The 24,652-nt window shown below is 60.6% G+C and carries 15 protein-coding genes; 7 read left to right on the forward strand and 8 right to left on the reverse strand.

Features of this window, described 5'->3' with window-relative positions:
• Window positions 1-47: 47 nt before the first annotated feature.
• From RHM69_RS27305 to RHM69_RS27320, 4 genes are all read right to left on the reverse strand, one after another.
• Window positions 48-1,457: a pyridoxal phosphate-dependent decarboxylase family protein gene (locus RHM69_RS27305; protein ID WP_069868287.1), complete on the reverse strand. Its 1,410-nt coding sequence runs from the start codon at window positions 1,455-1,457 to the stop codon at window positions 48-50.
• A gap of 34 nt (window positions 1,458-1,491) precedes the next feature.
• Window positions 1,492-2,337, reverse strand: a complete 846-nt coding sequence (locus RHM69_RS27310) for a 2OG-Fe(II) oxygenase (RefSeq protein ID WP_038449041.1) — start codon at window positions 2,335-2,337, stop codon at window positions 1,492-1,494.
• A gap of 167 nt (window positions 2,338-2,504) precedes the next feature.
• A complete protein-coding gene (locus RHM69_RS27315) occupies window positions 2,505-4,922 on the reverse strand; it encodes a glucose/quinate/shikimate family membrane-bound PQQ-dependent dehydrogenase (RefSeq protein ID WP_200599142.1) in 2,418 nt (805 codons plus the stop codon).
• Between the two features lie 481 nt (window positions 4,923-5,403).
• Window positions 5,404-7,422: a TonB-dependent receptor gene (locus RHM69_RS27320; protein ID WP_200599143.1), complete on the reverse strand. Its 2,019-nt coding sequence runs from the start codon at window positions 7,420-7,422 to the stop codon at window positions 5,404-5,406.
• A 170-nt stretch (window positions 7,423-7,592) separates the two neighbouring features.
• Here RHM69_RS27320 and RHM69_RS27325 point away from each other — a divergent pair, with 170 nt between their 5' ends.
• Window positions 7,593-7,826 (forward strand): VF530 family DNA-binding protein, encoded by a 234-nt coding sequence (locus RHM69_RS27325; protein WP_003188882.1) that lies wholly within the window; start codon window positions 7,593-7,595, stop codon window positions 7,824-7,826.
• 4 nt (window positions 7,827-7,830) lie between these two features.
• On the forward strand, window positions 7,831-8,457 hold the full coding sequence (locus RHM69_RS27330) for a Pr6Pr family membrane protein (RefSeq protein ID WP_014717090.1): 627 nt from the start codon (window positions 7,831-7,833) through the stop codon (window positions 8,455-8,457).
• A gap of 106 nt (window positions 8,458-8,563) precedes the next feature.
• Here RHM69_RS27330 and RHM69_RS27335 read toward each other — a convergent pair whose 3' ends face one another.
• Complete coding sequence (locus RHM69_RS27335) at window positions 8,564-9,331, reverse strand: siderophore-interacting protein (protein WP_020301197.1); 768 nt, start codon at window positions 9,329-9,331, stop codon at window positions 8,564-8,566.
• On the reverse strand, window positions 9,328-9,837 hold the full coding sequence (locus RHM69_RS27340) for a PadR family transcriptional regulator (protein ID WP_014717092.1): 510 nt from the start codon (window positions 9,835-9,837) through the stop codon (window positions 9,328-9,330). Before RHM69_RS27340 ends, RHM69_RS27335 begins: the two co-directional genes overlap by 4 nt.
• A gap of 491 nt (window positions 9,838-10,328) precedes the next feature.
• On the opposite strand from RHM69_RS27340, the gene RHM69_RS27345 reads away from it, so the two are divergent.
• The 5 genes from RHM69_RS27345 to RHM69_RS27365 all read left to right on the forward strand — a co-directional run bounded on the left by RHM69_RS27345 (window position 10,329) and on the right by RHM69_RS27365 (window position 16,041).
• Entirely contained in the window at window positions 10,329-10,826 is a 498-nt protein-coding gene (locus RHM69_RS27345) for a CS1 type fimbrial major subunit (RefSeq protein WP_172832672.1), read from the forward strand.
• 122 nt (window positions 10,827-10,948) lie between these two features.
• Entirely contained in the window at window positions 10,949-13,471 is a 2,523-nt protein-coding gene (locus RHM69_RS27350; RefSeq protein ID WP_103451491.1) for a CS1-pili formation C-terminal domain-containing protein, read from the forward strand.
• 21 nt (window positions 13,472-13,492) lie between these two features.
• On the forward strand, window positions 13,493-14,737 hold the full coding sequence (locus RHM69_RS27355; RefSeq protein WP_234451965.1) for a hypothetical protein: 1,245 nt from the start codon (window positions 13,493-13,495) through the stop codon (window positions 14,735-14,737).
• Window positions 14,738-14,806: 69 nt separating this feature from the next.
• Complete coding sequence (locus RHM69_RS27360) at window positions 14,807-15,559, forward strand: hypothetical protein (protein ID WP_014717096.1); 753 nt, start codon at window positions 14,807-14,809, stop codon at window positions 15,557-15,559.
• Window positions 15,556-16,041: a CS1 type fimbrial major subunit gene (locus RHM69_RS27365; protein WP_014717097.1), complete on the forward strand. Its 486-nt coding sequence runs from the start codon at window positions 15,556-15,558 to the stop codon at window positions 16,039-16,041. Before RHM69_RS27360 ends, RHM69_RS27365 begins: the two co-directional genes overlap by 4 nt.
• A 14-nt stretch (window positions 16,042-16,055) precedes the next feature.
• Here RHM69_RS27365 and RHM69_RS27370 read toward each other — a convergent pair whose 3' ends face one another.
• The gene (locus RHM69_RS27370; protein WP_200645821.1) at window positions 16,056-21,236 is read right to left on the reverse strand and encodes a dermonecrotic toxin domain-containing protein; all 5,181 of its coding nucleotides are present in this window, start codon (window positions 21,234-21,236) and stop codon (window positions 16,056-16,058) included.
• A gap of 192 nt (window positions 21,237-21,428) precedes the next feature.
• Complete coding sequence (locus RHM69_RS27375) at window positions 21,429-24,518, reverse strand: transglycosylase domain-containing protein (protein ID WP_200599145.1); 3,090 nt, start codon at window positions 24,516-24,518, stop codon at window positions 21,429-21,431.
• Between the last annotated feature and the right edge of the window lie 134 nt (window positions 24,519-24,652).

Genomic DNA, 24,652 nt, shown 5'->3' on the forward strand with positions numbered 1-24,652 from the left:
CAGCGGGAGCAAGCTCCCTCGCCACAGGGGGGCTACTTTGGCAGCGTTCAAGCGACCAGGGTTTGCAATCGCACCCACAACCTCTGGACATGCTGATGCTCGGTGCCCAGCGCGCCGATGGACACCCTCACCATCCAGCGCTCATCGAGGAGGGCGGGGGTGACGTAGGCATCGCCTGACTGGTTGAGTTTTTCTGCCCAGGCTCGGGTGTGATGGTCCAGTGCCTGGCCTTGCAAACCCGGCGGCTCATGGCGAATGCACAAGGTTTGCAAGGCGGGCGTGGCCACCAGCGTCCAGTGTTCGCTGGCTTCGATCTGCTCTGCCAGCCAGCGCGCATTGGCCAGGTCTCGCCGCAACCGCGCTTGCAGGCCGCTGACGCCTTGCTCGCGTATCAGGAACCACAACTTCAAAGCGCGGAAACGGCTGCCCAGAGAGATCCGCCAGTCACGGTAGTTTCGCACTTGGCCGTCTGCGCTGGACTGCAGGTAACTCGGGTTGGTGGTCATGATGCGAATCAAATGCTCGGGGTCGCGCACGAAATACACCGAGCAATCGAAGGCCGCGCCCAGCCATTTGTGCGGGTTGAGCACTAGGGAGTCAGCCTTTTCGATGCCATCCCACAAGGCCCGGCATTCTGGCAGGATCATCGCGGCGCCAGCCATGGCCGAGTCTACATGCAGCCACAGGCCGTGGCGTTGGGTCAGGTCGCCAATGGCCGCCAGCGGGTCGATCGCCATGGCGGCCGTGGTGCCGGTGGTGGCAATCACCACGCAGGGCGTGTTGCCGGCGGCCAGGTCCTGTGCGATGGCGTGCGCCAGTGCCTGGGGCGACATTGCATTGTGTGCATCGGTGGCGATGGTGCGGATATGGTTCTGGCCGAATCCGGCCAGGATCGCCGCCTTGTTGACCGAGCTGTGGGCATGGGCTGAGGTGTAGACGATCAGGGGCGCGCCGCTGTTTTGCAGGCCGTTGTGCATCAGCGCGTAATCGGAGCTGCGTTCCCGGGCGCTGATAAGCGCCACCAGCGTGGACGTGGACGCAGAGTCCTGGATCACACCGCTCCACGTGCTGCCCAGGCCGAGCATGTCGCGCAGCCAATCGGTGGTGACTTCTTCGATTTCGGTGAGGGCCGGGCTGGATTGCCAGGACAACCCAATCACACCCAGGCCGGTGCTCAGGCAATCGCCCAGCACTGAGGACAGTTCCACATTGGAAGGGAAGAACCCGAAGAAACTGGGATGCTGCCAATGCAGCAAGCCGGGCATGATCAGTTTTTCGACATCGCCCATGATCTGTTCGAACGGTTCGGCGGTTTCAGGCGGGCTGACCGGCAGGGCGGCTTTGATCTCGCCAGGTTGGGTGGTGGGCTGCACGCCGCGTTGTTCGATGTTCTGTCGGTAGTCTGCAATCAGGTCGATCATGGCATAGCCATGTTGGCGGAATTCTTCGGGGGTCATAGATAAACGTCCATGTGCACGAGCAATAAAAGTATTAGCACCAGAAGTAAAACGGTTCGCCGGCGTTATAGCCAATAAACGACTGCATGCTGACGCGTTTTCCCGAATCGAACCCACAGATGGCGTGGGGGCGGCGGGTATTGATGAGCACCAGTTCGTTCTGGCGTGGGCGGATGCGCAGGGGTTTTTGTAAACACTGTTCGGGCAGTTGGGCCCCCTCGAAGCGCTTGACCTCCTCATAGCCAAAGGCTTGGGTATCCCAGATGACCAACTCGCCCCCCGAAGGCGGTGTTTGCAGGTAGATATTGGCGCTGAATTGATGCTGCAGTTCAGCGACTGTGCGGGGCAGGCAATCCACATGGGGCACCGTTTCCGAGAGGTGCGCCGTCTCCGGGAACATGACGCGGATGATCCCGCAAAACATTGGGCGGCCCTGGAACGCAGCGGCTGTTGCACCTTGCGGCCAGAGCGCCTGGAACTGTTCCATCAGCTGTTGAATGGGCGGCGTTTGCGGCGCACAGAGGCTGTCGATAAGGCCGCGCATACGGGCCGCGTCTGCATAATATTTTTCTTGGGCGTCACCGCCGGCGGCCTTGCCGTACGTGGAGTTGAACGGCGTGCCCCAGCGATGCACACCGTAGAAGTGCTGAACGACGCGCCCCTCTTCGTAGGTTTCATGGCCGTAGTGTTCCAGGGTGGCGGTATCGTCGATGGCCTGAATCAACCGTGCGCTGGTGGTTGCGTTGGCAAACTCAGGTACCCGAATGGCAAGCACTTCGCCACTGATGAGTTTTTTCAAACTGGCAGTATTGAGGTGTTCAAGCTCCAGGATTTTTGTGGGGGTGGAAAGCATCGGTTTTGTAGCGACATGGTCCGTCATGCAGTGAAGCTCCCTTTAAAGTTTTATCCGTACGCCTTTTGTATTACGCAGGGCGTGCGCACTAAATTAGTTTTAAAGGGTTGAGGGGAAACGCCGGTGCATTATCAGCAGGCAAAAAAAAGCGGCTGCCCATTCGGGCCGCCGCTTTTTTGTACCGCCAGCGTTGCTTAATCCGGCAGTTTGAACGCCATTACATAGTCACCCTGCTTGGTCCCCAGGGAGCCGTGACCGCCCGCCATGACCAGCACGTATTGCTTGCCGTCCTTGCCGGTGTAGGTCATCGGGGTGGTTTGCGCGCCTGCAGGCAGGCGGCCTTCCCACAGTTGCTTGCCGTTTTTCACGTCATAGGCACGCAGGTACTGGTCCAGGGTGCCGCTGAGGAACGCGACGCCACCGGCGGTGGTGAACGTACCGCCCAGGCTAGGCACGCCCATGGTCAGTGGGATTGGAACCGGCGAGCTATCACGCACGGTGCCGTTCTTGTGCATCCAGATGGTCTGGTGGGTGGTCAGGTCGACCGCCGCCACGTAGCCCCAGGCCGGTGCCTGGCACGGCAGGCCCATCGGCGACAGCAGCGCTTCAAGGATCACACCATACGGAGCGCCTTTGTTCGGCTGCACGCCTTCGGTTTCGCTGACGCGTGGGCCTTGCTTGGCAATGTCGGCAGCTGGGATCAGCTTCGATTTGAACGCCATGTAGCTTGGGTTCACGAAGGCGATCTGGCGCACCGGGTCAACCGAGATGCCGCCCCAGTCGAACACGCCGAAGTTGCCTGGGTACACGATCGAACCTTGCAGCGACGGCGGTGTGAACGGGCCGTCGTAGCGCATGGATTTGAAGTCGATCCGGCACAGCATCTGGTCGAACGGGGTCACGCCCCACATGTCGCGTTCTTTCAACGGCGGCGGCATGAAGTTCAGGTCGGACTTGGGTTGGGTAGGGGAGGTGCGGTCGCCCGCCACTGCGCCTTGTGGCACCGGGATTTCATTGACGGGCACCACTGGCTGGCCAGTGGCGCGGTCCAGCACGTAGATGCTGCCTTGCTTGGTCGACGCCATCACTGCCTGCTTCACGCCCGCAGCGGTCTTGATGTCGATCAGCGAAGGCTGGCCGCCCACGTCCATGTCCCACAGGTCGTGGTGGGTGAACTGGAAGGTCCACTTCACGTGGCCGGTGTCGATGTCCAGGGCGGTCAAGCCAGCGGCGTACTTCTCAGACTCATCGGTACGGTCGCCGCCGTACTGGTCGGGCATCTGGTTGCCCATCGGCAGGTAGAGCATGCCGAGTTTTTCATCCACGGCGAACATGGACCACATGTTCGGCGAGTTGCGGGTGTAGGTCTTGCCCTCGGCCAACGGGGTGGTGTCGTCCGGGTTGCCGCTGTCCCAGTTCCACACCAGCTTGCCGGTGTGCACGTCGAACGCGCGGATCACGCCGCTTGGCTCGTCGATGGAAACGTTGTCGGTCACGTGACCGCCGATCACGACCAGGTTCTTGGTCACGGCCGGTGGCGACGTGGAGTAGTAACCGCCTGGGGCGAAGCTACCGATGTTGGCACGCAGGTCGACCTGACCTTTGTCACCGAAGTCTTCGCACATCTTGCCGGTGTCGGCGTTCAGGGCGATCAGACGGGTGTCGGCGGTCGGCACGAAGATACGTTTCGGGCAGGCATTCGGAGCGGCGGCCGGGCTGGCAGTGCCAGTCGGGCTCTGCTCGGAAGCGTAGGCGGCGTCATCGTGGTACGACACGCCACGGCAGGTCATGTGCGCCCAACCTTTGAAGCTCTCAGCACCCTGGGTCGTGATCTTCGGGTCGAAACGCCAGATTTCCTTGCCGGTATCCGGGTCCAGGGCAATCACTTGGCTGTGCGGTGTGCACACGTAGAGCATGCCATTGACTTTCAACGGGGTATTTTCCGCGGTGGTTTCACCGGGATCGCCTGGGCCAGGGATGTCGCCCGTGCGATAAGTCCACGCCGGCACCAGCTTATGGGCGTTCTCCGGGGTGATCTGTGCCAGTGGCGAGTAACGGTCACCGAAGGCCGAGCGGCCATAGGAGTTCCAGTCGCCATCGGCCTGGGTTGGCGCAGCGCTGGCCATGCCCGGCACCGCGTCGCGGTCCAGTTGGCCGGTCTTGACCATTTCACCTGGGTTGGTGAATTGGCTGGCCAGGGCGGTCGCGCCCGCCAGCACCACGGCAACGCTCAGCGCGCCGGTACCCAGCGGGGCCGCTTGGCCACGCAGCAACGGACGACGAAACCACGGCAACAGCATGACGATGCCCAAGGCGAACAGCAGGGCCAGGCGCGGCACCAACTGCCACCAGTCCAGGCCGACTTCCCACAAGGCCCACACGGTGCTGGCGAACAACACCAGTGCGTACAAGCCCAGCGCGGCGCGGCGGGTGGCCTGCAGCAACACGCCGGTCAGGGTGATGCCGATACCGGCGAGCAGGTAGTACAGCGACCCGCCGAGCATGCTCAGCTTGACGCCGCCAGCCAGCAAGGCCAGCCCCATGATCAGCAGCAAGACGCCTAGCAGCCTGGGCAACAGGCGGCTTGGGCTTGAGGCACCATCAGTGCTCATAGTGTGTTTCTCCGTTACGTTGGAATTATGTAACCCCGTGCTTCACTCACTGTAGATGACGATTCGGCTCGGGCTTGGTTCATCGTTATTTTTGGTTTTTTCTGTGGGTAACCGGGTTATCCACAGGCAGGCAATAAACTCCCGAGCGCAGGTCGGATTAAGACAGCGCTGTCTTTGAGCAAAAAGAGATTCGGCAAAAGGAGTCGACCGGGAGCTGAAGCGTTTCAGATTGTTGCGAAGGATAATGCGGCGGGGCGTTTTGAGAAAGGGTGAATCGCAAGATGCATCATTTCAGTTTTGGTAACAGTGACAGATAGTCGCCCCGATCCCGATCAGTCAAGCGAACGCAATGCTCAACGCAACGACGTTCAAATGTGGGAGCTGGCTTGCCTGCGAAGACGTCGGCCCAGCAAACATTGATGTTGACTGACCCAACGCTTTCGCGAGCAAGCCCGCTCCCACAGGGGATTTTCGGTGATGATTAGAAGGTAGTGCGAACGCCGAACTGCACGCTTCTACCTGGCGCCGGCGCGATATCGCGCAGGATCGAGCTGGCATAGCGCACGGTCTGGTTGGTCAGGTTTTCTCCGTTGACGAAGGCCAGCCACTGGCTGCCACCCACATTGAAGCGATACCCCGCGCTGGCGCCGAGGGTGGTGTAGCCATCGGTGCCGCTTTCGTTATCCGGCACACGCCCTTGGCCTGCGGCATGTTCCACATCGATACGTGCCTGCCAGCGATCCAGTTCCCACAGCAAGCCGCTGTTCAAACGCAGGGGCGCAATGCGTGGCAAGGCTTCGCCGGTGTCCAGGTTGGTGGCTCGGGTGTAATCGCCCGACAGTTCCAGCGCGAACTTGCCGTAGGCACCTTCGCCGAGCTTCCAGTGATCCTGGGCTTCGAAGCCGGCGAAGCGTGCTCGTACGCCAGAATATTCGTACTCGGGAATACCGCCCGCGTCCTCTTCACCTTCGTCGTTTAGCGTACGGCCAGTGCCGAGCAAACCGATGTAATTGGAGAAGCGGCTATAGAACACGCCAAAGCTGCCCTTGTGGGTGCCGTTGTCAAAGCGCAGCGCCAGGTCGCTGGACACGGCTTTTTCTTTCTTCAGGTTGGCATCGCCCAACTCATAGGTGCCGGTGGCGACGTGGGCGCCGTTGGCATACAGCTCGTAGAAGGTTGGTGCGCGTTCGGTGTAGCCCAGGGTGGCGGCCAGGGACCAGACCGGCGTAAGGGTGTAGACAGCGCCAGACGACAAGCTGCCGGCGGTGAAGTTATTGCTCTTGTCGACATTGGCAAAACGCTCGTTGCCTTTGGCGTTCGGGTCGACGCTGGTGTGTTCCACGCGTGCGCCGAGGCTGAGTTTCAGGCGTTCAGTGGCTTGCATTTCTTCGAGGATAAACAGCGCGCCGGCGTTGGTGTCGCTCTGTGGCACGAAAGCTTCTTCGCCCAGGGCCGAGAATTCGTTGCGCGTCACTTGGGCGCCGACCACGCCATCGAACGGGCCAATCGGCTGGTGTCGGGCTTCAACGCGGGCTTCATAGCCTTTGTTCTTGAAGGTGGTGCCGGTTTCGCCGCCTTCGATTTCCCGGTGTTCGTAGTCGGTGTAACCGGCGTCTATTTTCACCGAGGTAAACGGCCCTTGCAGGTTGCGGATCTCGGACGCAAAGGCGTAGTGGTCCTGTTTCATGCGGATGCGCACATCCTGCTCGGCGGGTGAGCCGTAGTTACTGTCGTAATTGCTGTAGGACAGCCCGGCATAACCATCGTCCCAAGTGTAGGAACCGCCCACCGCACCGCCGTCCTGGCGCCCATTGCTGTTACCCAGGCGCCCGTTTTTGCCGGGGCCGTTCTCGCTCTCCGGTGCATGCCGGCTGCGGGCATAGCCTGGGATTTTAAGGTCGTTGAATTCGCGCCCATTGGCATCCAGGTGCAGGGCGAAGGTACCGTTGCCGGCCTCCAACTTGCCCGCGCTGCTGCGGGTGGTGTCGGCACCGCCGTAGCGCAACTCGCCAGCGCCATGGATGCCTTCGATGGCCTCGGTGGGGATGCGATTGTCGAAGGTGTTGACCACCCCACCGATGGCGCTGCCGCCGTACAGCAGGGCGGCCGGGCCCCGCACGATTTCGATGCGGTCAACGTTGATCGGGTCCAGCGGTACCGCGTGGTCGTAGGACAGCGACGAGGCATCCAGCGCCCCCACACCGTTGCGCAGAATACGAATGCGGTCGCCGTCCTGGCCGCGAATGATCGGGCGGCTGGCCCCCGGGCCAAAGTACGAAGACGACACACCCGGCTGCTTGTTCAGGGTTTCACCGAGGCTGCCTTTTTGTTGCAGGGTCAGGTCATCGCTTGTCAGCACAGTGGTGGGCGAGGCCAGCTGTTCGCTGCCCAGCGGGTTGCCGGTGACCACTTGGGGTGGCAGTTCCAGGGCATGGGCCTGGGAGCCAATCAACAGGGCGGCGGCGAGGGGCGACAAGCGCCAGAGAGAAGGCAGCGACATCGGAGATTCCTGGGCAAAATGACTGATAATTTAAGTTACAATATAACATCTCTTTTTTGTGTAGAAGGGGAACTTTTCCTCGCGGGCTATATTCAATGCGATGCTTCCACCTGCACGCCCCGTCGGCTAAGGTGCGCGGCTGTGTTTCCTCTTTTTGCAAAAGGCCTGGCATGACCGCGACAAGCAACGACCCGCTCCACGGTGTGACCCTGCAACACGTGCTCACCACCCTGGTGGAGCATTACGAGTGGAGCGGCTTGGCCGAGCGCATTGATATCCGCTGCTTCAAAAGTGACCCGAGCATCAAGTCGAGCCTGACTTTCCTGCGCAAAACCCCGTGGGCGCGGGAAAAGGTCGAAGGTTTGTACGTCAAGCTGATGCGTACCAAGCGCCCCCTGGATTGAAAGCATGAAGCGCTTTGTCGCGACGGCAGCCTTGGCCGGTTGGGTGGGGTTGGCGATCCAGCAATACCTGATTCTCTATTCGCGCTGGACCAGTGGCGCGAGCTTGCTGGGCGGCCTGATCAGTTTCTTCAGCTTCTTCACCGTGCTGACCAATACCCTGGTGGTCGTGGTGCTCAGCTACGCGCTGGTCAAGCGCGACTCTGGCGCCAAGCGGTTTTTCCTCGCGCCTCGCATCAGTAGCGCGATTGCCGCGAGCATCGTGGTGGTAAGCCTGGCCTACAACCTGCTGCTGCGGCATCTGTGGAGCCCGCAAGGCTTTCAATTTATCGCCGATGAGTTGCTGCACGACGTCATGCCGTTGTTGTTTGTGGTGTATTGGTGGCGGTGTGTGCCCAAGGGTACGTTGCGGCTCAAACACATTGCCGGCTGGGTGATCTACCCATTGGTGTACTTCGGTTATGTGCTGCTGCGGGGGCATATGCTCGGGCAGTATCAGTACCCGTTCATGGATGTGGACAGCCTCGGTTATCCACAGGTGTTTGTGAATGCCGCAGGGATTTTGGCAGGGTTCATCGTCATCGCGTTGGCGATCATTGGCCTGGACAAGCGCCTCAAATCCCCCTCGATTTAAAGTGAGCACCATTAATGTGGGAGCTGGCTTGCCTGCGATGCAAGCACCTCGGTGTACCTGATAAACCGAGGTGCTTGCATCGCAGGCAAGCCCGCTCCCACCTTAATCATTCTTCTTCGCTGCCCTCAGCACGCCAGTAACCCACGGCCTTGAGGTATTCCTCGTTGACCTTGTGCGTATCCAGCAGCACCCGCCGTACCTGGCGCGACAGCTTGGTTTCGGTGGCGACGAAGCTGTACAACGCCCCGCTGGGCAGCGTCAGGTTGCGCACTACATCGAGCAGGTCATCGTGGCCGCGCAGAACCCAGATCACCTCGACTTCGGCTGCGCTGCCGAGCACCTGTTGTTCCGCCGCATCGGCGATTTCAATCACCGCCAGCACCTTGCGCCCGGCCGGTAATTCTTCCAGGCGTCGACCGATGGCGGGCAGGGCGGTTTCATCACCGATCAGCAGGTAGCTGTCGAAGATGTCCGGCACGATCATCGAACCCCTTGGCCCACCGATATAAAGATGCTGGCCGACCTGTACCTGCTCGGCCCAGGTGGAGGCAGGGCCATCGCCGTGCAGCACGAAGTCGATGTCCAGCTCGCCGATGTCCAGGTCGTAACGCCGTGGCGTGTAGTCGCGCATGGCGGGTTGCGGGCCGTCGCCCTTGATGGCGAACGTCGGGCTTTCCAGCGCCGCTTGTTCGGCGGCGTTCTGCGGGAACAGCAGTTTGATGTGATCGTCGCTGCCCAGGCTGATGAAACCTGCCAGTTCCGGCCCACCCAAGGTGATACGCCGCATACGCGGGGTGATATCCACCACCCGCAGTACTTGCAGGCGGCGGCGTTTGATGTCGTGGGTCACGCGATGGATGGCTTGTGTGTTCATTGATCTCTCCCGTCGGCAATAGCTTGGGCGGTGCCGTTGAGCAGCGCCGCGACACGAACGATTTCTTCCGGGCTCCAGTGCCCGTGGTGTGAGTGCAAGGCATGGCGCAGGTTGTGCACCGCCTCGTGGATCTCGGGTGGGCGGTCGTGCCCGCGCAGCGAGCGCTTGCTGACATCGATACGCATGCGCACGCCGTCCAGGGCAACGGCTTGCTCGCTTAAGAAGAGACGACCGGCGTCGGTGATTGTGTAGCGCTTTTTTCCGCCATCGGCGTCGCCGCTGATCAACTCGCTCTCTTCAAGAAAGGTCAGGGTGGGGTAGATCACGCCGGGGCTGGGGCTGTAGGCGCCGTCGAACAAGCCTTCGATGCGGCGGATCAGGTCGTAGCCGTGGCAGGGCTGTTCAGCGATGAGGGCTAATAGCAGCAGCTTGAGGTCGCCTGGGGCGAACACCCGGGGGCCACGGCCACCCCGTTTTTCAAATTCGCCGCGATGATCATGCTTCATGTAGGGCTTCTCTGCTCAGGTTTAGATATAACGTAAGATATATCTTATGTCGTTGGTAGCCTATGGCGACCAACGGTCGTGGCAGCGTGAGACGCAGCCGGAAATCGGAATATGTGAATAGACGAATAGCGTCTTTAGAGTTATAACTTTAATTAGAGTTGGCGCTCCAATTCAAGCTAAGTGTCGTGAGTTTTTTATCGAGTGTATGTATGGTGTAGTCCAGTTCTTACAGTTGTTTTCAGGTTATGCTTTTACTGCCGTGTAGCCTGTTTCTTACAGCGGATTTTAAAGTTTGGTCAAAGTGCCATGTTTTTCCCGCGCGCCCTGATTACAAGGGCTACGAGCGTGTGAGAAGAAGCCTGCATACCTGCTTTTAATTTTATTGAATGATTGTTTGGCGTTGTGTGGTTCAACTAACCAGCGGCGTAATTCGTTGTTGAGGTGGTACTTGGCAACGAACCAATCAATGTTAATAAATGCAGGTACTGATCATGTTCAAGAAGTTTGCTGTTGCTGTTCCCCTGGCTGTTTTGGCTTTGTCTTCCTCGGTAACAGCTATCGCTGCAGGTGAAGCCAGTCACACCGTCAACCTCAAGGCAAACATCCCGACCACCGTGTTCCACGCACAACCGCGTGACCCGAACTGGGGCCGTGACGAAACCATGAGCTACAACCTGGTCAGCGGCGAGTTGGCTCCGTTGAGCGCCATCTACGATCTCAAGAACACCAACGGTTCGGTACACGCTTACATCGAAGGTGGCCCGGCTGTGTTGTTCAATGGTGACGTGTCGCAGAACATCCCGCTCACCACCAGCCTCAATGGCGTCACGCTGACCGGCACCCCCCAGGAAGTAGTCAATGAAGCCGACTCCACCCCTGGCGTGGGTGCTGAAATGCGCATCGTCGCGGCCAAACCGTCGGCCACCCAGCGTGGTTCCTACACCGCGGTGATGCCGGTGGTGTTCGACGCGGTATTGCCAACGCCTTGAAACCCATAAGTGCCCGCGACGTACGGGCACCCCTTGTATGACTTGCAGGTCGGCTGATTTTTCCTCCTCGGTCTGCCGACCTGATTTTCATTTTTGGCCCTGGCATTCCGAGTATTCCGTTCATGTTTCCGATGACGCCTATCGCGGCAGCGCTTGCGCTGTTGGTGTGTACGAGTGCCCTGGCAGCGCCCGCCACTTCTGGCGCTGCCACCCCCGGCAGCCTGATTTCTCAGGCCCAAGGCTTGCCCGCAGGGTTTGCCGACCATTTTTTTGATGTGCCGCTGGCGGTGCGTGTGGACCTGGACCAACAACTGCTCGGCGAAGCCTTGATCGTGTTGTCTCAAGACGACCGCGTGACCCTTCTGGAATTTACCGATACCGGTGACAGTAAAGTCCCGGCGGCCACCCGCGACACCTGGCAGGCCGTGCTGGAACAAGGCGTGGCGCTGGGCGCCTGCACCCAGTCCTGCCCGCAAAAAATGATCTCGGCGTACTACAACCTCGAAAGCTCGCAGTTGTCGATCCTGACGCAAAACGTCGAATTGGCAGACGACACCCCGCGTTTCTATGACCAACCGGAAGGCGGCAGCCTGGGGTTGATCATCAATAACCAGCTCAATCTCAATGGCAGCCAGCAAGACAGCCTGGGTGGCCGCTATGGCCTGCAAGCCAGCTCCAGCGTGGGTAACTGGAGCCAGGTGTTCAACCTGCAGTTGGCCCGCCAGAGTGGCGATGAGGCGCAAATGCGTCATGCGATCCACGAGCTGTACACCCAGCGCGAACTGCAAGGGCAGTTTTTCCGCCTGGGCCACTTCACGCCGAATTCCGATGGCCTCACCCGTCAACTGCGCAGCTTCGGCGCCAGCCCCGATACGGCGCTGGGTGTGATGTATGGCAGTTCCGACACGTTGGCGATCAATGACGCCAAGCCCAGCGTGTATCCGATCTACGTCACCGCCAGTCGGCAGGCGGCGGTAGAGATTTATCGCAATGGCTTGTTGATCAACACCCAGTCGGTGACGGCCGGCCTGCAAACCCTGGACACCCGGCCACTGCCGGGCGGCATCTATGAGGTCGAAGTGCGCCTGGTGGAAGATGGCCTCACCACCAGCACCAGCCAGGAACTGGTGTACAAGCCCAGCAACTGGCGCAACGCCGACGACCCGTGGCGCTACAACCTGTTTGCCGGGCGCGAGACCAAGCTGTTCAGCAACTGGGATGAGCAGGCCTCCGGCGCGATCACCGCCGGTGCGTCACTCAACTACCTGGTGCATCCGCGCGTGATCCTCGGCCTGTCCGCTCGCCAGGTGCGCGAGCAACTGCAGTACGGCGGCTCGGTGGATTGGACCGTGGCCGGCAATACCAGCCTCTACGCCAACCTGTATCAAACCCAGGAACATGGCACTGGCATGGACCTGCAAGGGCTTTACAGTTTCGGTGCGACCAACCTGGTGTTCAGCCATAACCGCAGTTGGCTCGACACTCGCGACACTTACGAAACCCTGCCCGACGGTACACGCCTGCGGCGCAACACCTTCGTCGGCCAGGCGAGCAATTCTGCCCTGTCGGTCAACCACCGCCTCGACGCACAGAACACCTTGAACCTGCGGGTTTCCCACAGCCAGGGCAATGTGGAAGGGGCAGGCGTGGACTTGGGCTGGAGCCGCCACGACAAACTGTTCGGCAGTGATGCCAACTGGCGTTTCTCGGTATTCGACCGACCGGGCAGCAGCGGCACCAACGACCAACGCAACCGTGGCGTCGACGTGACCCTGAGCATGAACCTGGGCACAGACGGCCGGCAGATTTCCGGCAGCGTCGGCACCCGCACCGCCCGCGATGGTGGGCGTGACAACAACGCCTCGCTGACGATTCGCCAGGACCTCACCGACCACGTGCTGCAAAGCGTTTCGGCCACAGCCATAACCGACACCTACGGCGTCGGCTTGTCGAGTATGGCCAGCTTCAGTACCGATGCGCTCAGTGGTGACGGCTTTGTGCAGCGCAGCTCCTTCAACGGTGATTTCAGCGGTGGCTTGAACCTCAACAGCACGTTCGTCGCGGGCGCCGGCAAGATGTTGCTGAGCAGCCAGTACCAGGGCAATGGGGCAGGCATGATCATCGATGTGGAAACCGACCTCGATGAAATTGCCCTGCGCGCCGACGACCTGGGCGGCGGCAGCGCCGTGTTGCGGCCAGGACGCAACTATGTGCCGGTCTCGGCCTACAAGAGCAGCAGCGTGAGCTTCGACTTCGAAGGCAATCACCCGCCGGCGGCCAATATCCAGCCCACCCGTTCCAGTTACCACTTGAACAAGGGCGGTGTGGACTACCGCAAGGTCACCGTGATGAAAACCGTCACCGTACTGGGTCGCCTGCTGGACGGGCGAGGCGCGCCGCTCAAGGGGCATCACGTGATCAACCACGCCAGCCGTGGCGTCAGCGAAGTGGACGGGTTTTTCTCCATGGAGATGAGTTCCAGTTCACCGACCCTGCAAGTGCGCTACCAGAACCAGTTGCTCTGCCAGTTCCGCCTCGACCCGAGGCATACGACCAATGAAAACGATGTGTTGATGATCGGTGATCTGCGCTGCACGCCGGACACACTGGCTGAAGCTAACCACAAGGCCGACACCGCCGGTTAACGGCGGCTTGGATGGGATTCGATGACTTTTATCACTGCAATAAAAACACTGTTGAGGCCGTTGCCCCTGGCACTCGCACTCGGTTGTACGAGCTTGACGGCGCAGGCGTTCGTTGAGGACATCACCGCCGTGTTTCGCCCTGATCCGACGAACCCGATGAGTAACAAGTTCAAGAACACCACGGCTCACAGTGGCGTATGCGCCTGGCACATACCGACGCGATGTGAGGCCCTTAATATCTTCAGTATTCGCAACATGGAGTTCCGGGCTGAATCTGCCACACCGATTGCGGCCGGGCATACCGACCCGCGGCAAGGCGCCTATTTCAAAGTGCCTTCAGCGTGGCGCGACGTGCAGGTGACTCACACGGGCACAGGCGAAAGCGCCACCGTGCAGATGCGTATTGCCGGGGTGGGGACCCGCTGGGATATTGCCTACCCGCCCGGTGTCAGTGCTTGGCAGTATGAGGGCAAACCGTGGGATTTTTATTGGAAGGCCGGCGCCCCGCCGTGTGTGGGGCTGGGCTATCACGCGGCGTGGATCAATTTCGGGCTGTTTTTCTGGAGTGTTCCAGAAAATGCCGGGGCGTGCAGCCTCACGCCGGGGTACGACATTCCATGGCTCAAATACAGCTATATGGAATACGGTTACGAGCTCAGAACGCCCAACCCATTGACCATGACGGCCGGCGAGTATCGCGGGTCGTTGACTTACAGCATGGGGCCTGGCGGTGACTTTGACTTCGGTGACGTGATGATTCCCAGCGACAACATCGCCACCTTCAATTTCACCCTGCAAGTCGAGCACATCCTCAAAGTCACCCTGCCTCCGGGCGGCAACCGTGTCGAACTGCTCCCCGAAGGCGGCTGGCAAGCCTGGCTCAACCGCGGGCGGCAGCCCTCGCGATTGTCCCGTGACCAGACCTTCAGCATTTTCTCCAGTGGGCGTTTCAAGATGACCCTTGAATGCGGCCTGGCGATCGGCAACACCTGCGGCCTGCGCAACGGCGCGGGCGATGAGGTGCCGTTGCAGGTCGCGGTCAGCTTGCCGTTTGGCCTGCACAACCAGCGCGACGAGCCCGTAAACCGGCAGCCGTTACGCCGGGATGGGGTAGGCACCGAGTTGATCCAGTCCGTGCACTACGTCAACAACCGCCCCGGCACGCTGCACTTTCAAGTCGACAAAGAAGACGTGAGCGACATGCTCAAGGCGCCCGGCAGCACTTATTCAGGCGTAGTCACCGTGATCTGGGATTCGGAAGTCTAGGCGGGTTTTGCCCGCACATCGGCCCGCTGTCGTGGCGGGCCGCGTTCAATCAACAAGGCGTAATCAACTATGAAACATGCAGTGCTATGGGCCGGGCTTTTCCTGATGTCGTTGACGGCGCAGGCGGGGCCGGCAATCAACGTCGGCGTCGTGTACGACTACCTGGAAGGCGACCGCAGCTCCTACCTCAAGCGGGTATTCAACGGCGGCACCAGTACCGCGTTCATCAAGGTCAATGTGCTGGAGATTATCTATAACGCCGACGGTACCTCCCGGGAAGTGCCGGTCGCCTCGATGACCGACGCCAAGGGCAGCACCACCAATCGCGACGGCCTGATGGCCAGCCCGGCGCGCCTGATCGTGCCGGCCGGCGGACGCCAGGGCACTCGTCTGTTGTACATGGGCCAGCGTGACAAGGAGCGTTACTTTCGTGTGCGCTTTATCCCCGTCGTGCCGGAAAAGGAAGATGACTTTGCGGTCACCGACGCAGAGCGCAGCGAATACAAAAAAGACCTGGCAGCCGGGGTCAACGTCATGGCGGGCTATGGCACGGTGTTCTTCGTGCGCCCCAAGGATACCCGCTTCGATACGCAGATCAGCGAGACCGCCAGCCAGTACACCCTGCGCAATGCCGGCAACAGTACGGTCGTGCTCGATGAGTTCCGGGACTGTTCAGTGGCAAAGAAAACCGACTGTGAACCCACCACCAAGCACCACATCTTGCCTGGCCGCCAGCTGGTATTCGAGAAGAAAGTCGAACGTCAATTCAGCTTCCAGTTGGTTGAAGGCCGGGACAAAAAACCGATGAAGGTCACCCGATGATATTTAGACAATTGACGCGACTGGCGGCGCTGATGGTGCCGTTGACCCTGGGCGGGCAAGCGATGGCGTTTCAGGAACGCCAGAGCTTTGATGTGTCGGTGACCATCCCGATCCACGAAGCCTATGTATTGCCTTCCGAACCCGACTGGATGGGGCAGGATCAGTTGCTGGCCTGGGACTTGACGACCTCCCGGCTTGGCCGCCTGCGCAAGCATTTCGACGTCAAGAATCTCAATGGCGGCGTTGCGGCACGCCTGGGAGACGTGCCCTATCTGTTGAGCGGCAATGACCGTATCGATTTGCGCGTGCTGTTCAACCGGGTGCCCCTGACCCTGGACTCGACCCAGGTACTCAGCGCTGACGAAGCGGGCATGGGCCGGCGCGTCGAGCTGGATATTTCGGCGATCGAGCCGCAGGGGGGTTACCAGGGCGGGGCCTACTACGGCACGGTGCATCTGATGTTTGATTTTCTTGCGCCTTGAACGCCAGGGCCGCATCAAGCCCGGTTTTTACGTGCTCCGGCCCGGTTCAGCGCAACACGCGTCAGATCTCGCAGCCACTGATTGTGCCGGTACCCCAGCTCATTGAGTGCTGTGTCGTACTGTGTTGAACTCATAGGGTTGCCGGATAACACGCTGTCTTCGTCCAATCCCAGGGCTTGCGCCAGGCCGCGCAGTTTTACCCGCTGGGCTTGCCGATCAATCTCCGGCAGCGTCTGTGACTGGGCGTATTGCGCTTGCAGTGCCTGTAATTCATCGAGTTGGAGGTACTTCAAGTCGAAGGCTGTGTCATTGTTCCATTTGGCGGTGGGGTTGTGCTGCTCGAGGTAACGCTCCCAACCTTTGTCCAACAGCATCTGGTTCACCAGCCCGTCACCCTCTTCCAACCTGGCTACTGCGGCGGCCACCTTTTCGATCTGCGCGGGGGTTACATCGGCGAGAGTGCGGTAAGTCATATGGGTCGATAGCCACGGCAGGTCCAGCCGGTCTGCCAGGGTGCTGCGATAGGCTAAGTGAATGCCGGCCTCGTCGACCTCGCCATGCTCGCCGTCGATGACCTGCGACCATAGCCGTTGCCCCAGCCCGCCCTGATCTTTGGGTTTGAGGCGGTGGGCGATGTCTTCACCAATGGCTTTGCCCATGTAGGCATCGCGCGCGGCTCCGCGGGCCAGCACCACCAGCCTGGCCTCGAGTTCTGCCGGTGTGGTGCTGGTTCGATAGGCTTCGCTGGCGAGTACTTCGACGCCCAGTTTCTGGAATATCAGCGCGCCGGCGTCGGGGCACAAGCCGGGGTAGCGAGTATCCTTGAACACGCGCTCGCGCAGGTCGCTGTCGGCTTCGACCGCCCTCAGCAGGCGCCATACCCTCTGGCTCAGCTCAGGCCGGTTGTTCTGATAGGCCAGGCGGTCTTCCTCGGCCTGGAACTCGTCCGGCTCTTCGAGCGATTTGATCACCTCAAACAGACCTTGAGAGCCGGGTTCCTTTTCAATCGCGTCCCACAGCTGCCGGTGCTGCTCATGCTCCTCAGGCTTGATGTCACTCAGCCAGGGTGCGCTTTCACCTCTAGGCGCGTAGAAGCGCAGCGGGTCCAGCCCCACAGACTCGCGGTATTCAGCGAGCAAGTCCTGAAAGTCCGAGGTGAGCCTGCTCTGGTCCAGGCGGGTACGGGCAATGATGTCGGCATCATCCGAACCTGGGGCGACATGGGGTAACTGGGTGATCGGGTTCTCGCTCAGGTCCAGTTGGAACCCGCGCGCGCGTGAGCGACCGACGAGCCCGACGGGCCAGTCCTTTATTTGCGTATTGCGCAGGTTCAGCAAGGTCAAGGCCGGCATTTGGCTGATATTCGGTGTTTGCCCCAGTGGGTTGCCGGCCATCTCAAGCTGTTTGAGACGCTTGAGCCGTCCAAGTGTTGCAATGGCGGCATCGTCCAGAACCAGGGCATTTGCTTCCAGATGCAAGCGTCGAAGACGTTTGAGCTTGCCCAGGGTCGCAGGTAACTGGGTGAGCTGGTTGTGACTCAGATCGAGGTCGCGCAGATGCGGGAAATTGTCTAGAAAGGCGGCGTGGTGATCGGAAAAATCACAACCGCGCAGGTCCAGGTCGCTGATGTGGTTCAGTGGCACGTTAAGGGTGGGCAGTTCGTCGGGCATGGGCGTATTGAACAAGTCCAGAGCGATACCGCCGCGGTGTTCGAAGCTTTCGTCCAGATGCACCGTCAGGCCATTGCTCCAGCCATCATAGAGGCGGGTCGCGACTTGCGCCCGGCGTTTGCGGACTTCCGGCTCCAACAGCGTGCCCGCCCTGGGCGTCGGACCCTTTATGTAGGCGTCGAGCTGATTGAACAACTGCTGTTTTTGCGACTCCATCTGCATCAGCGTTTGCTCGCCTTCGGCTGTGCTCATCGTGATTGATAAGCGTCGAACGCTGTCGTTGCTCATCGCGGGCAGTAACTGTTTGATGCGTTCTTCAATGGTTTTGGGTTGCATGTCATAGCTGTCGACCCGGGACATTTTGCAGGATGCGCCTCCGCCCAGCAGCACCTCGGTCTCGGGAGCGGGCCGCATGCGCAAGGGCGGCTCAGCCAATGCCAGGCGTCGATCGGCCGGTGTCTGGTTATGTTCGATCACCCACTGCCTGAGCTGTTCACCTTCGCCGACGGTGTAGGGCGGGGCGCGCTGCGGATCCTGCGCCAGGGTCCAGAGCAGGGACTCGTACAGCGTGGTGGCTGGGTTGAGTGGGTTGGCATCGGCGTCGAACACGGTGTAGGTCCCGTCTGCGCTGCGTACCAGTGTGCGGGCCTGCGGCGCGTCGGTTTCACCGACGCTGCAGCGCAACGGGCCGGTGGGGCTGTTGTCCCGGATGTCGATGTTCAGATGGCTGAACACGTCGCTGTGCAGGCGCAGGGTATTGAGCACCAACCGTTCGCTGTGCGCCGAGGGTTGCCGGGGAGGGTAAAGCCCTTCGACAGCGCGGCTGGCCTGATGGTCGAAGTCCAACTCCCGTGCCAGGCTTTTGAGGCGCAGGGGCAGGCGCTGTGTGTCGTTCATCACCGTTGTTTCTTCAGGCCAGGCCTGCTTGAGCAACGCGTTCGCACTGCTCAGCGCCAGCTCGGGAAAGTCCTGGCGCAACAGGGCCACGTGTGGGTCGCTGCTGGCTTGGCCCAATTGGTAATGACTTTTGGCGACATGCCCGCCATAGCCCTCTACGTAGTTCGCCAGTTTATTGCGCAGTGCCTGGGCCTGTTGAGCCTGGGGCAAGGTTTCACCCAACAACGTATTGACCTGATGTTCGTCCAGAAAACCCAGCACGCGCTCGGGCAGCCTGGCAGCCATCACGTCAGCCAGGCTGATGCGCAGGGTATCGACGGGCGCGGCGTGGGTATCGCCGTATTTGCGCGACTCGCCGCTCAGATCGCTGTTGTGAAACACCTCCAGGGCTTTGCTCGGCGGCCAGCCGGGGAGGTCGGTAACGGCTTGTTCGAACCAGTAGGAATAGGGGGCGAGTGTCTGGCCCGTACGTATTTTCTGGACCGACGCTTGGGCGAATCGATCTGCGCTAAAGCGTTCGATGCTGTCGGCCAGCAGCGGCGGGGACGGCTGGTTGCGCGCATACATGTGGCGCAAATGGTCTGGCTCGCTGCCGCTGATGATACGGATCTGTTCAAGCTGCTCGTTGGTGAGCGCCTGGGTAGCCGGGCTGATGCGGCGCATCAGCGTGTGATCGTCCCAGCTGCGCGGTTGTTCGCCTTCATGTACCCAGGCGCCGTGACCATTGAAACGCACTTTCGGTTGATAGGCGTGTGGCCGGCGGGGGTGCACGATTCGGTGATGAGGCAACTGCGGGTCCGGTTCTACCTGGTAGTGATGGTCGGCATGGGCCAGCCAGTGTTTCTGGGCATGCTGATACAAACCCTGTGTATCAGCGGCGATGCCTTGGGGCAGGCTGATGGTCTGCTGGTAAGGCGAAAGATCGGGGTTCCACAAGCGCTTTTCACCGCCATCCAGCGTCACCGGGTGCAGGCCCTCGACGAAGGGCGACAGCTTGAGGGTGACAGCCTGGCCGACGGTGCCGGCCCCCGCCCAAATGCCTAGTTGCACCACCGTTTCCACCACGTCCATGACATGCCCGATGGCTTCCAGTCCGTTGCCTTGCGCCCAGTCAACAATACCTTCGAACACATCGCTGGCCACCTGGTAGGCGGTGTAGGCGAGCATCAACTCCCCCAGGAACGGCACGAAGGGGGTGACCACCAGGAGCGCCGCATTGAAAATATCCGAGAGAATCTTGCCCAGGTTATCCCACCAGGCCCAGCGCGCCATCAAGTCGGCGTAAGCGGTGCTGATCGCCACTTCCCGGGTATCGTTGACAATTTTATTGACGTTGACCCGGTACAGGTAGTGCCACAGCGTGTCAGGCTCCGAATGCCCGGAAGGCGCTCGGTTCTCGTGGTCGTCAAAAATGTTTTGCACGCTGAAGTGCAACCGCGGCGTGTCCACCGCGATGGTTTGCCAACTGGGGCCACTATCGGTGCGCTTCTTTTCGTGCCACTGCACCTTGAACAGGCGGCTTTGCAGCTCGGCAAAAAAATGCCCGCGTTGTTTATGGTCGACAAATCGACTGAAAAACTGCCGGTAGGTGGTCTTTGCAGGCGCTTGGCCGTGGGCATCCAGGGTGGCGGTGCTGTCGCGCAGTTGGCGCGTCAACTCATTCATGAATTCAATCGGCGAGGGGTACTCCTTCAACGGATGCTCCGGGTCTTCAGGAACATAGGCAATCAGGCGTTCGATGTGTTTGTCGCTGCCCTGTGGCGCGGCAATCAGCACGATACCGCTGAGCCGGGCATCCAGCAGGCTGAGGTTGTAGTACTCCACCGGTATGCCGTCCAACGCTGGGTCGGGCTTGTCCTCGACAATATCGAACAGCAGACGTCGGGCGTCCTCCTGGATATGCTGCTGCGACCAGGCGATGCAGGTGGCGTTTTTCAGCGTGGCCTTGTCGCAGGCAATCACTTTGCGCCGTAGCGTATCGGCCTGGACTTGATTACCGAAGCCAAGGGTGCGCAATAACCGTGTCTGGTATTGGCGGCCTATATCCAGGGTGCGGCACAGATTTTTGAATACTTGCGCGGTCAGGGGCTGGCCGCTGGTATTGGAGGTGAACGTCAGGATGGGCTGCTGGCCACGGGCGTCGGGCTTGGACAAGAACCCATAGTCGGCAAACTGCTCGCTGGCGGAAAAGTTATGCAGAGCGGCGTCCAGTAACGTTACGGTCCGGCTGGTTACGCCTTTGCGAACGCCAATGACCCACCAGCTTTTTTCGGCGGGGGCATACAGGCGAATGAACGTGTTTTTTACATCAATGTCGCCGTATTCACGCAAGGCCTTTTTGAGCAGAGGCTCTGCGAATGAGTACACGTCCTTGATGTATTTGAAGTGTTCATCCAAGGCATTCCTGGCGGTCCACTGCTCGGCCATGGCCTCTGTGGACACCGTATCTGCGCGCGTGTCGAGCGAGTTGAGTCGGGTGTAGACAAAAGGGCTTGCGGCTTTCAGTGCGCGAGCGCGTGTCAGCGTGGTCGCGCTGAGCCAATCTGGAATGGAGCGCTGGATAACATCAAAGTGCATACCCTTCTGGGCATGGCTCGCAGCGTGTGGGGAGGGGCGTTCGAAGAACATGGTTGTGTTGCCTTGAGATGAGTAGTGGGGGGTCAACCCGATCTACACTAATCACCCTCATGAAACGTTCAGGCATACATAAACACTACTTGGCCCCTCCCTGGAAAAATCAAACGCAGGGCTCGAGAAATGGGCGTTTTGGATCAATAAGCCAGGAGCAAGCAACAACGGATTACCACTCTGGCGCGGCGCTCATCGAGGCAGGCATGTGCTCTGACTCTCACCTTGCAGATAAGGCATCAATATCGGGGCCATGCCTTTAAGCACTTGTACCGGCAACGCCGAGGTGAACTTGAAGCCCTGCGCCGAGCTGCCCGGTACGAACGCAGTGAGTGTGCCGAAGTGGCGCTCGCCGATGTAGAACACGAAAGTGGCGGTGCGGTTGATCGCCTTGGAACTGATGATACGTCCGCCCGAACCGATCGCTTCGATGCGGTTATCGCCGGTGCCGGTCTTGCCGCCCATGGCCAGTGGTGTGCCGTCGGCCTGTTTGAAACTGCCGGCGACGCGTTTTGCAGTGCCGGCGTCCACCACTTGGGATAACGCGCCGCGCAAGGCCGTGGCAACTTCGGAGGGCATGACACGATGCGCCCGGTCGGGGTCGTTGATCACGCGGGTGTCGTACGGTGTACCGGCGGCAAAGTGCAGGCTGTCGATGCGCAGTACCGGGATGCGCACGCCATCGTTGAGGATGATGCCCATCAACTCGGCCAGTGCGGCAGGGCGGTCGCCGGAGCTGCCGATGGCGGTCGCCAGGGACGGCACCAGATGGTCGAAGGGGTAGCCTACGTCCTTCCAGCGTTGATGAATCTCCAGGAACGCTTCGATCTCCAGCATGGTGCGGATACGGCTGTCACGTGCGCTCTGGTGGCGGCTCTTGAACAGCCAGCTGTACACCTCCTGGCGCTCGAACTGGCTGGCCTTGACGACTTCGCTGAACGTCGCCTCCGGGTGGTTGATCAGGTAGCCCAGCAACCACAGGTCCAGGGGATGCACCTTGGCAATATAGCCCTGGTCGGGCAGGTCGTAGGCGCCGGGGCCGTAGCTGTCATAGAGTGCATCGAGGCGCTTGTCGGTCAGCGTCTGCTCGCCCTTGGTGCCGGCCAGGCGCGCGCGCACGAAGCTGTTGAAGCTGTCGCGGCTGGCCTCCGGCAGCAGATAACGGTGGACCGCGGCCAGGCGGATCGCCGTGGGATGCAGGCTGTCGAGGAAGGTTTCCAGGCGCCCCTGGGTGTCCTTCTTCTGGTATTTCTTCCAGAACTTGAGCAGGAACGTGGTGCCTTCGCGGTCGGCGAATTGCGCCAGGTATTCCTGACGGCGCGGCTCGTTGTCGTCCTTGAGCAAATGCGCGCTGTTGTTGGCACTGGTGTAGGTGGTGTAGCGCACCAGATCGCGCATCAGGCGGATAAAGGGCAGGTTGATCGATTCACGCAGGGCGTCGCGCAGGGTCGGGTTGCGGCCATTGTCTTCGTTGCGAAAGTTATGGAAGCGGTGCAGGCCACCACCGGTGAAAAAGCTCTCGCCCGGGCTTGCCGAATAGGTGCGGTCAAGCGCAGCGTCGAGCATGTCGGCCAGGGATTTGCGGGGGTTTTGTAGCAGGTAATCGACGGCCCAACGGCTGATGCGGTCCTGCTCCGCAACCTCGATTTTTTTCAGTGCCGCAGGTGTTGCGGCGCCGTAGCGCTCATGCAGTTCGGCGACGATTTGCAGGTAAGTGGTGAGCACCCGCAGCTTGGCGGTGGAGCCCAGTTCCAGTTTGCTGCCGTTGTTGATGTCGAAGGGTTGGTCCGTGTTGTCGGTCTGCACCCGTACCCGTGCGCCATCATCGGTGCGCTCGAACAAGGTGAAGCTGTAGCGTACCTGCGGGGTACTCGCCGGGGTGAGCAAGCGCTCGCCGAGTAACCCGACTTCGGCGGCATAGTCAGGGGCGGCAAGGCGTTTGAGGTAGGCGGTGACTTGCTCTTGCAACTGGCCCTGCAAAGTACTGGTGGCCGACAGGTCCAGGCGGTCCAGGTCGTACAGTGGGCGGTCGAGCAGGGCGGCCAGGCGGCTGCGCGCGACGCTGATACCTTTGTTGGTCTCGACTTTTTGCAGGGTTGGCTGCTGCTGCCAATCACGGTAGCTGACCTTGCTTGCCAGCGCCGCCGTCACCCATTCGGCCGGCACCACACCATTTTGCGCCAGCAACCGTAAGTGGCTGTCGGTCAGTTGCACCAGGTCGTCACGGCCCTTGGTCAAGTAATAGGAGGGGCGGCGCTGGGCGATGATCAGCGAGAGCACTTGGCGCAACGCCAGGCCGCGCGCTGCGAGGCTGGCCGGGGTTTGTGCGGTGTCGTTCAAGGCCCGGTTGACCTGGGCAAACTCGGCGCCGTACCACACCCGCAACCCCTCGGCGATGCCATGCACTTCGCCGTGCCCAGGGACCGCCGACAGGGGCACGCTGTTGAGGTAGTCGCGCACTACGTTTTGCCGTGCGGTGAGGGTGTCGGGCCCGTGCTGGTAGGCGCGTACGCTGGCGGACAGCATCTGGCGGATCTTTTCGCTGCCCGACAGGGTCAAGCCGTCCGGGGAGTGGCGGTACTTCTCCAGTTGCGTCGCCAGGGTACTGCCGCCCGCCGATTGCCCTGGCAGGTGCAACTGACGGGCGACTTGCGACCAGGCAGCCTTGGCAAAGCGCGGCCAGTCCACGGCGGGGTTCGCCTGGGGCGGGTCAGGGTCGAGCAATTGGCGGTTTTCAATGAACAGCAGGCTGTGGACCATCAGCGCTGGCACCTCGTTGAAGTGCTTATACAGCTGAGGCGGATAGTTGAATTGATAAAGCGGTGCGGCGCGGCAGTCGGTGATGGTCAATCCGGCTTGCAGCTTTTCGGCATAGGGAATGAACAGGCCATGGCGGCTGTAGTCCATCAGCGCGTCGGAAAAGCGCGCCTGGGATTCGATCAGATAGTTGCGCTTGAGCAGGCGCGGCAGGAACTCACCCAGGGCGCTGTAGCCCAGGCGCCGATCGAACGGACCGTCGCCGGGGTACACCATGGCATCGCTGGCGCCGGGGGCCACCGTGTAGGTCAGTTGGGCCGCCCACTGGCTGAATGTGCGGGCTTGCCAGTGGGCCGTGTGCATTTCACGGGTGGCGGCAAACCCCAGGGCGATCAGGGCCATTAACAGAATCATCCAGTACAGCCGGCGCCACGACTGGGCGGGTTTGAGTTTTTTTGCCAGCGGCGTGGCTGACGGGCTGTCAGCTTGCGCCTGGTGTGAGTCGGTTTGCCACAGTGCGCCCATAGTCGATTGACCATTCTTATAGATTGATCGGACTTGTCTGAAGCGTAGACGCTGATTGACTGCACTACGAAGTTTGTAGGGCGCTAAAGATCGAGTCGTCAGACGGGAGAGTAGATAACTACCGCGTCGCCAGG

The sequence above is a fragment of the Pseudomonas sp. CCI1.1 genome (genome assembly GCF_034348165.1).
In the GTDB taxonomy this organism is placed as follows: domain Bacteria; phylum Pseudomonadota; class Gammaproteobacteria; order Pseudomonadales; family Pseudomonadaceae; genus Aquipseudomonas; species Aquipseudomonas paracarnis.

What these genes read in the sequence shown, in the direction of transcription:
- RHM69_RS27305 (WP_069868287.1), bottom strand. Translation starts at nt 1,457, where the DNA reads ATGACCCCCGAAGAATTCCGCCAACATGGCTATGCCATGATCGACCTG.
- RHM69_RS27310 (WP_038449041.1), bottom strand. Translation starts at nt 2,337, where the DNA reads ATGACGGACCATGTCGCTACAAAACCGATGCTTTCCACCCCCACAAAA.
- RHM69_RS27315 (WP_200599142.1), bottom strand. Translation starts at nt 4,922, where the DNA reads ATGAGCACTGATGGTGCCTCAAGCCCAAGCCGCCTGTTGCCCAGGCTG.
- RHM69_RS27320 (WP_200599143.1), bottom strand. Translation starts at nt 7,422, where the DNA reads ATGTCGCTGCCTTCTCTCTGGCGCTTGTCGCCCCTCGCCGCCGCCCTG.
- RHM69_RS27325 (WP_003188882.1), top strand. Translation starts at nt 7,593, where the DNA reads ATGACCGCGACAAGCAACGACCCGCTCCACGGTGTGACCCTGCAACAC.
- RHM69_RS27330 (WP_014717090.1), top strand. Translation starts at nt 7,831, where the DNA reads ATGAAGCGCTTTGTCGCGACGGCAGCCTTGGCCGGTTGGGTGGGGTTG.
- RHM69_RS27335 (WP_020301197.1), bottom strand. Translation starts at nt 9,331, where the DNA reads ATGAACACACAAGCCATCCATCGCGTGACCCACGACATCAAACGCCGC.
- RHM69_RS27340 (WP_014717092.1), bottom strand. Translation starts at nt 9,837, where the DNA reads ATGAAGCATGATCATCGCGGCGAATTTGAAAAACGGGGTGGCCGTGGC.
- RHM69_RS27345 (WP_172832672.1), top strand. Translation starts at nt 10,329, where the DNA reads ATGTTCAAGAAGTTTGCTGTTGCTGTTCCCCTGGCTGTTTTGGCTTTG.
- RHM69_RS27350 (WP_103451491.1), top strand. Translation starts at nt 10,949, where the DNA reads ATGTTTCCGATGACGCCTATCGCGGCAGCGCTTGCGCTGTTGGTGTGT.
- RHM69_RS27355 (WP_234451965.1), top strand. Translation starts at nt 13,493, where the DNA reads ATGACTTTTATCACTGCAATAAAAACACTGTTGAGGCCGTTGCCCCTG.
- RHM69_RS27360 (WP_014717096.1), top strand. Translation starts at nt 14,807, where the DNA reads ATGAAACATGCAGTGCTATGGGCCGGGCTTTTCCTGATGTCGTTGACG.
- RHM69_RS27365 (WP_014717097.1), top strand. Translation starts at nt 15,556, where the DNA reads ATGATATTTAGACAATTGACGCGACTGGCGGCGCTGATGGTGCCGTTG.
- RHM69_RS27370 (WP_200645821.1), bottom strand. Translation starts at nt 21,236, where the DNA reads ATGTTCTTCGAACGCCCCTCCCCACACGCTGCGAGCCATGCCCAGAAG.
- RHM69_RS27375 (WP_200599145.1), bottom strand. Translation starts at nt 24,518, where the DNA reads ATGGGCGCACTGTGGCAAACCGACTCACACCAGGCGCAAGCTGACAGC.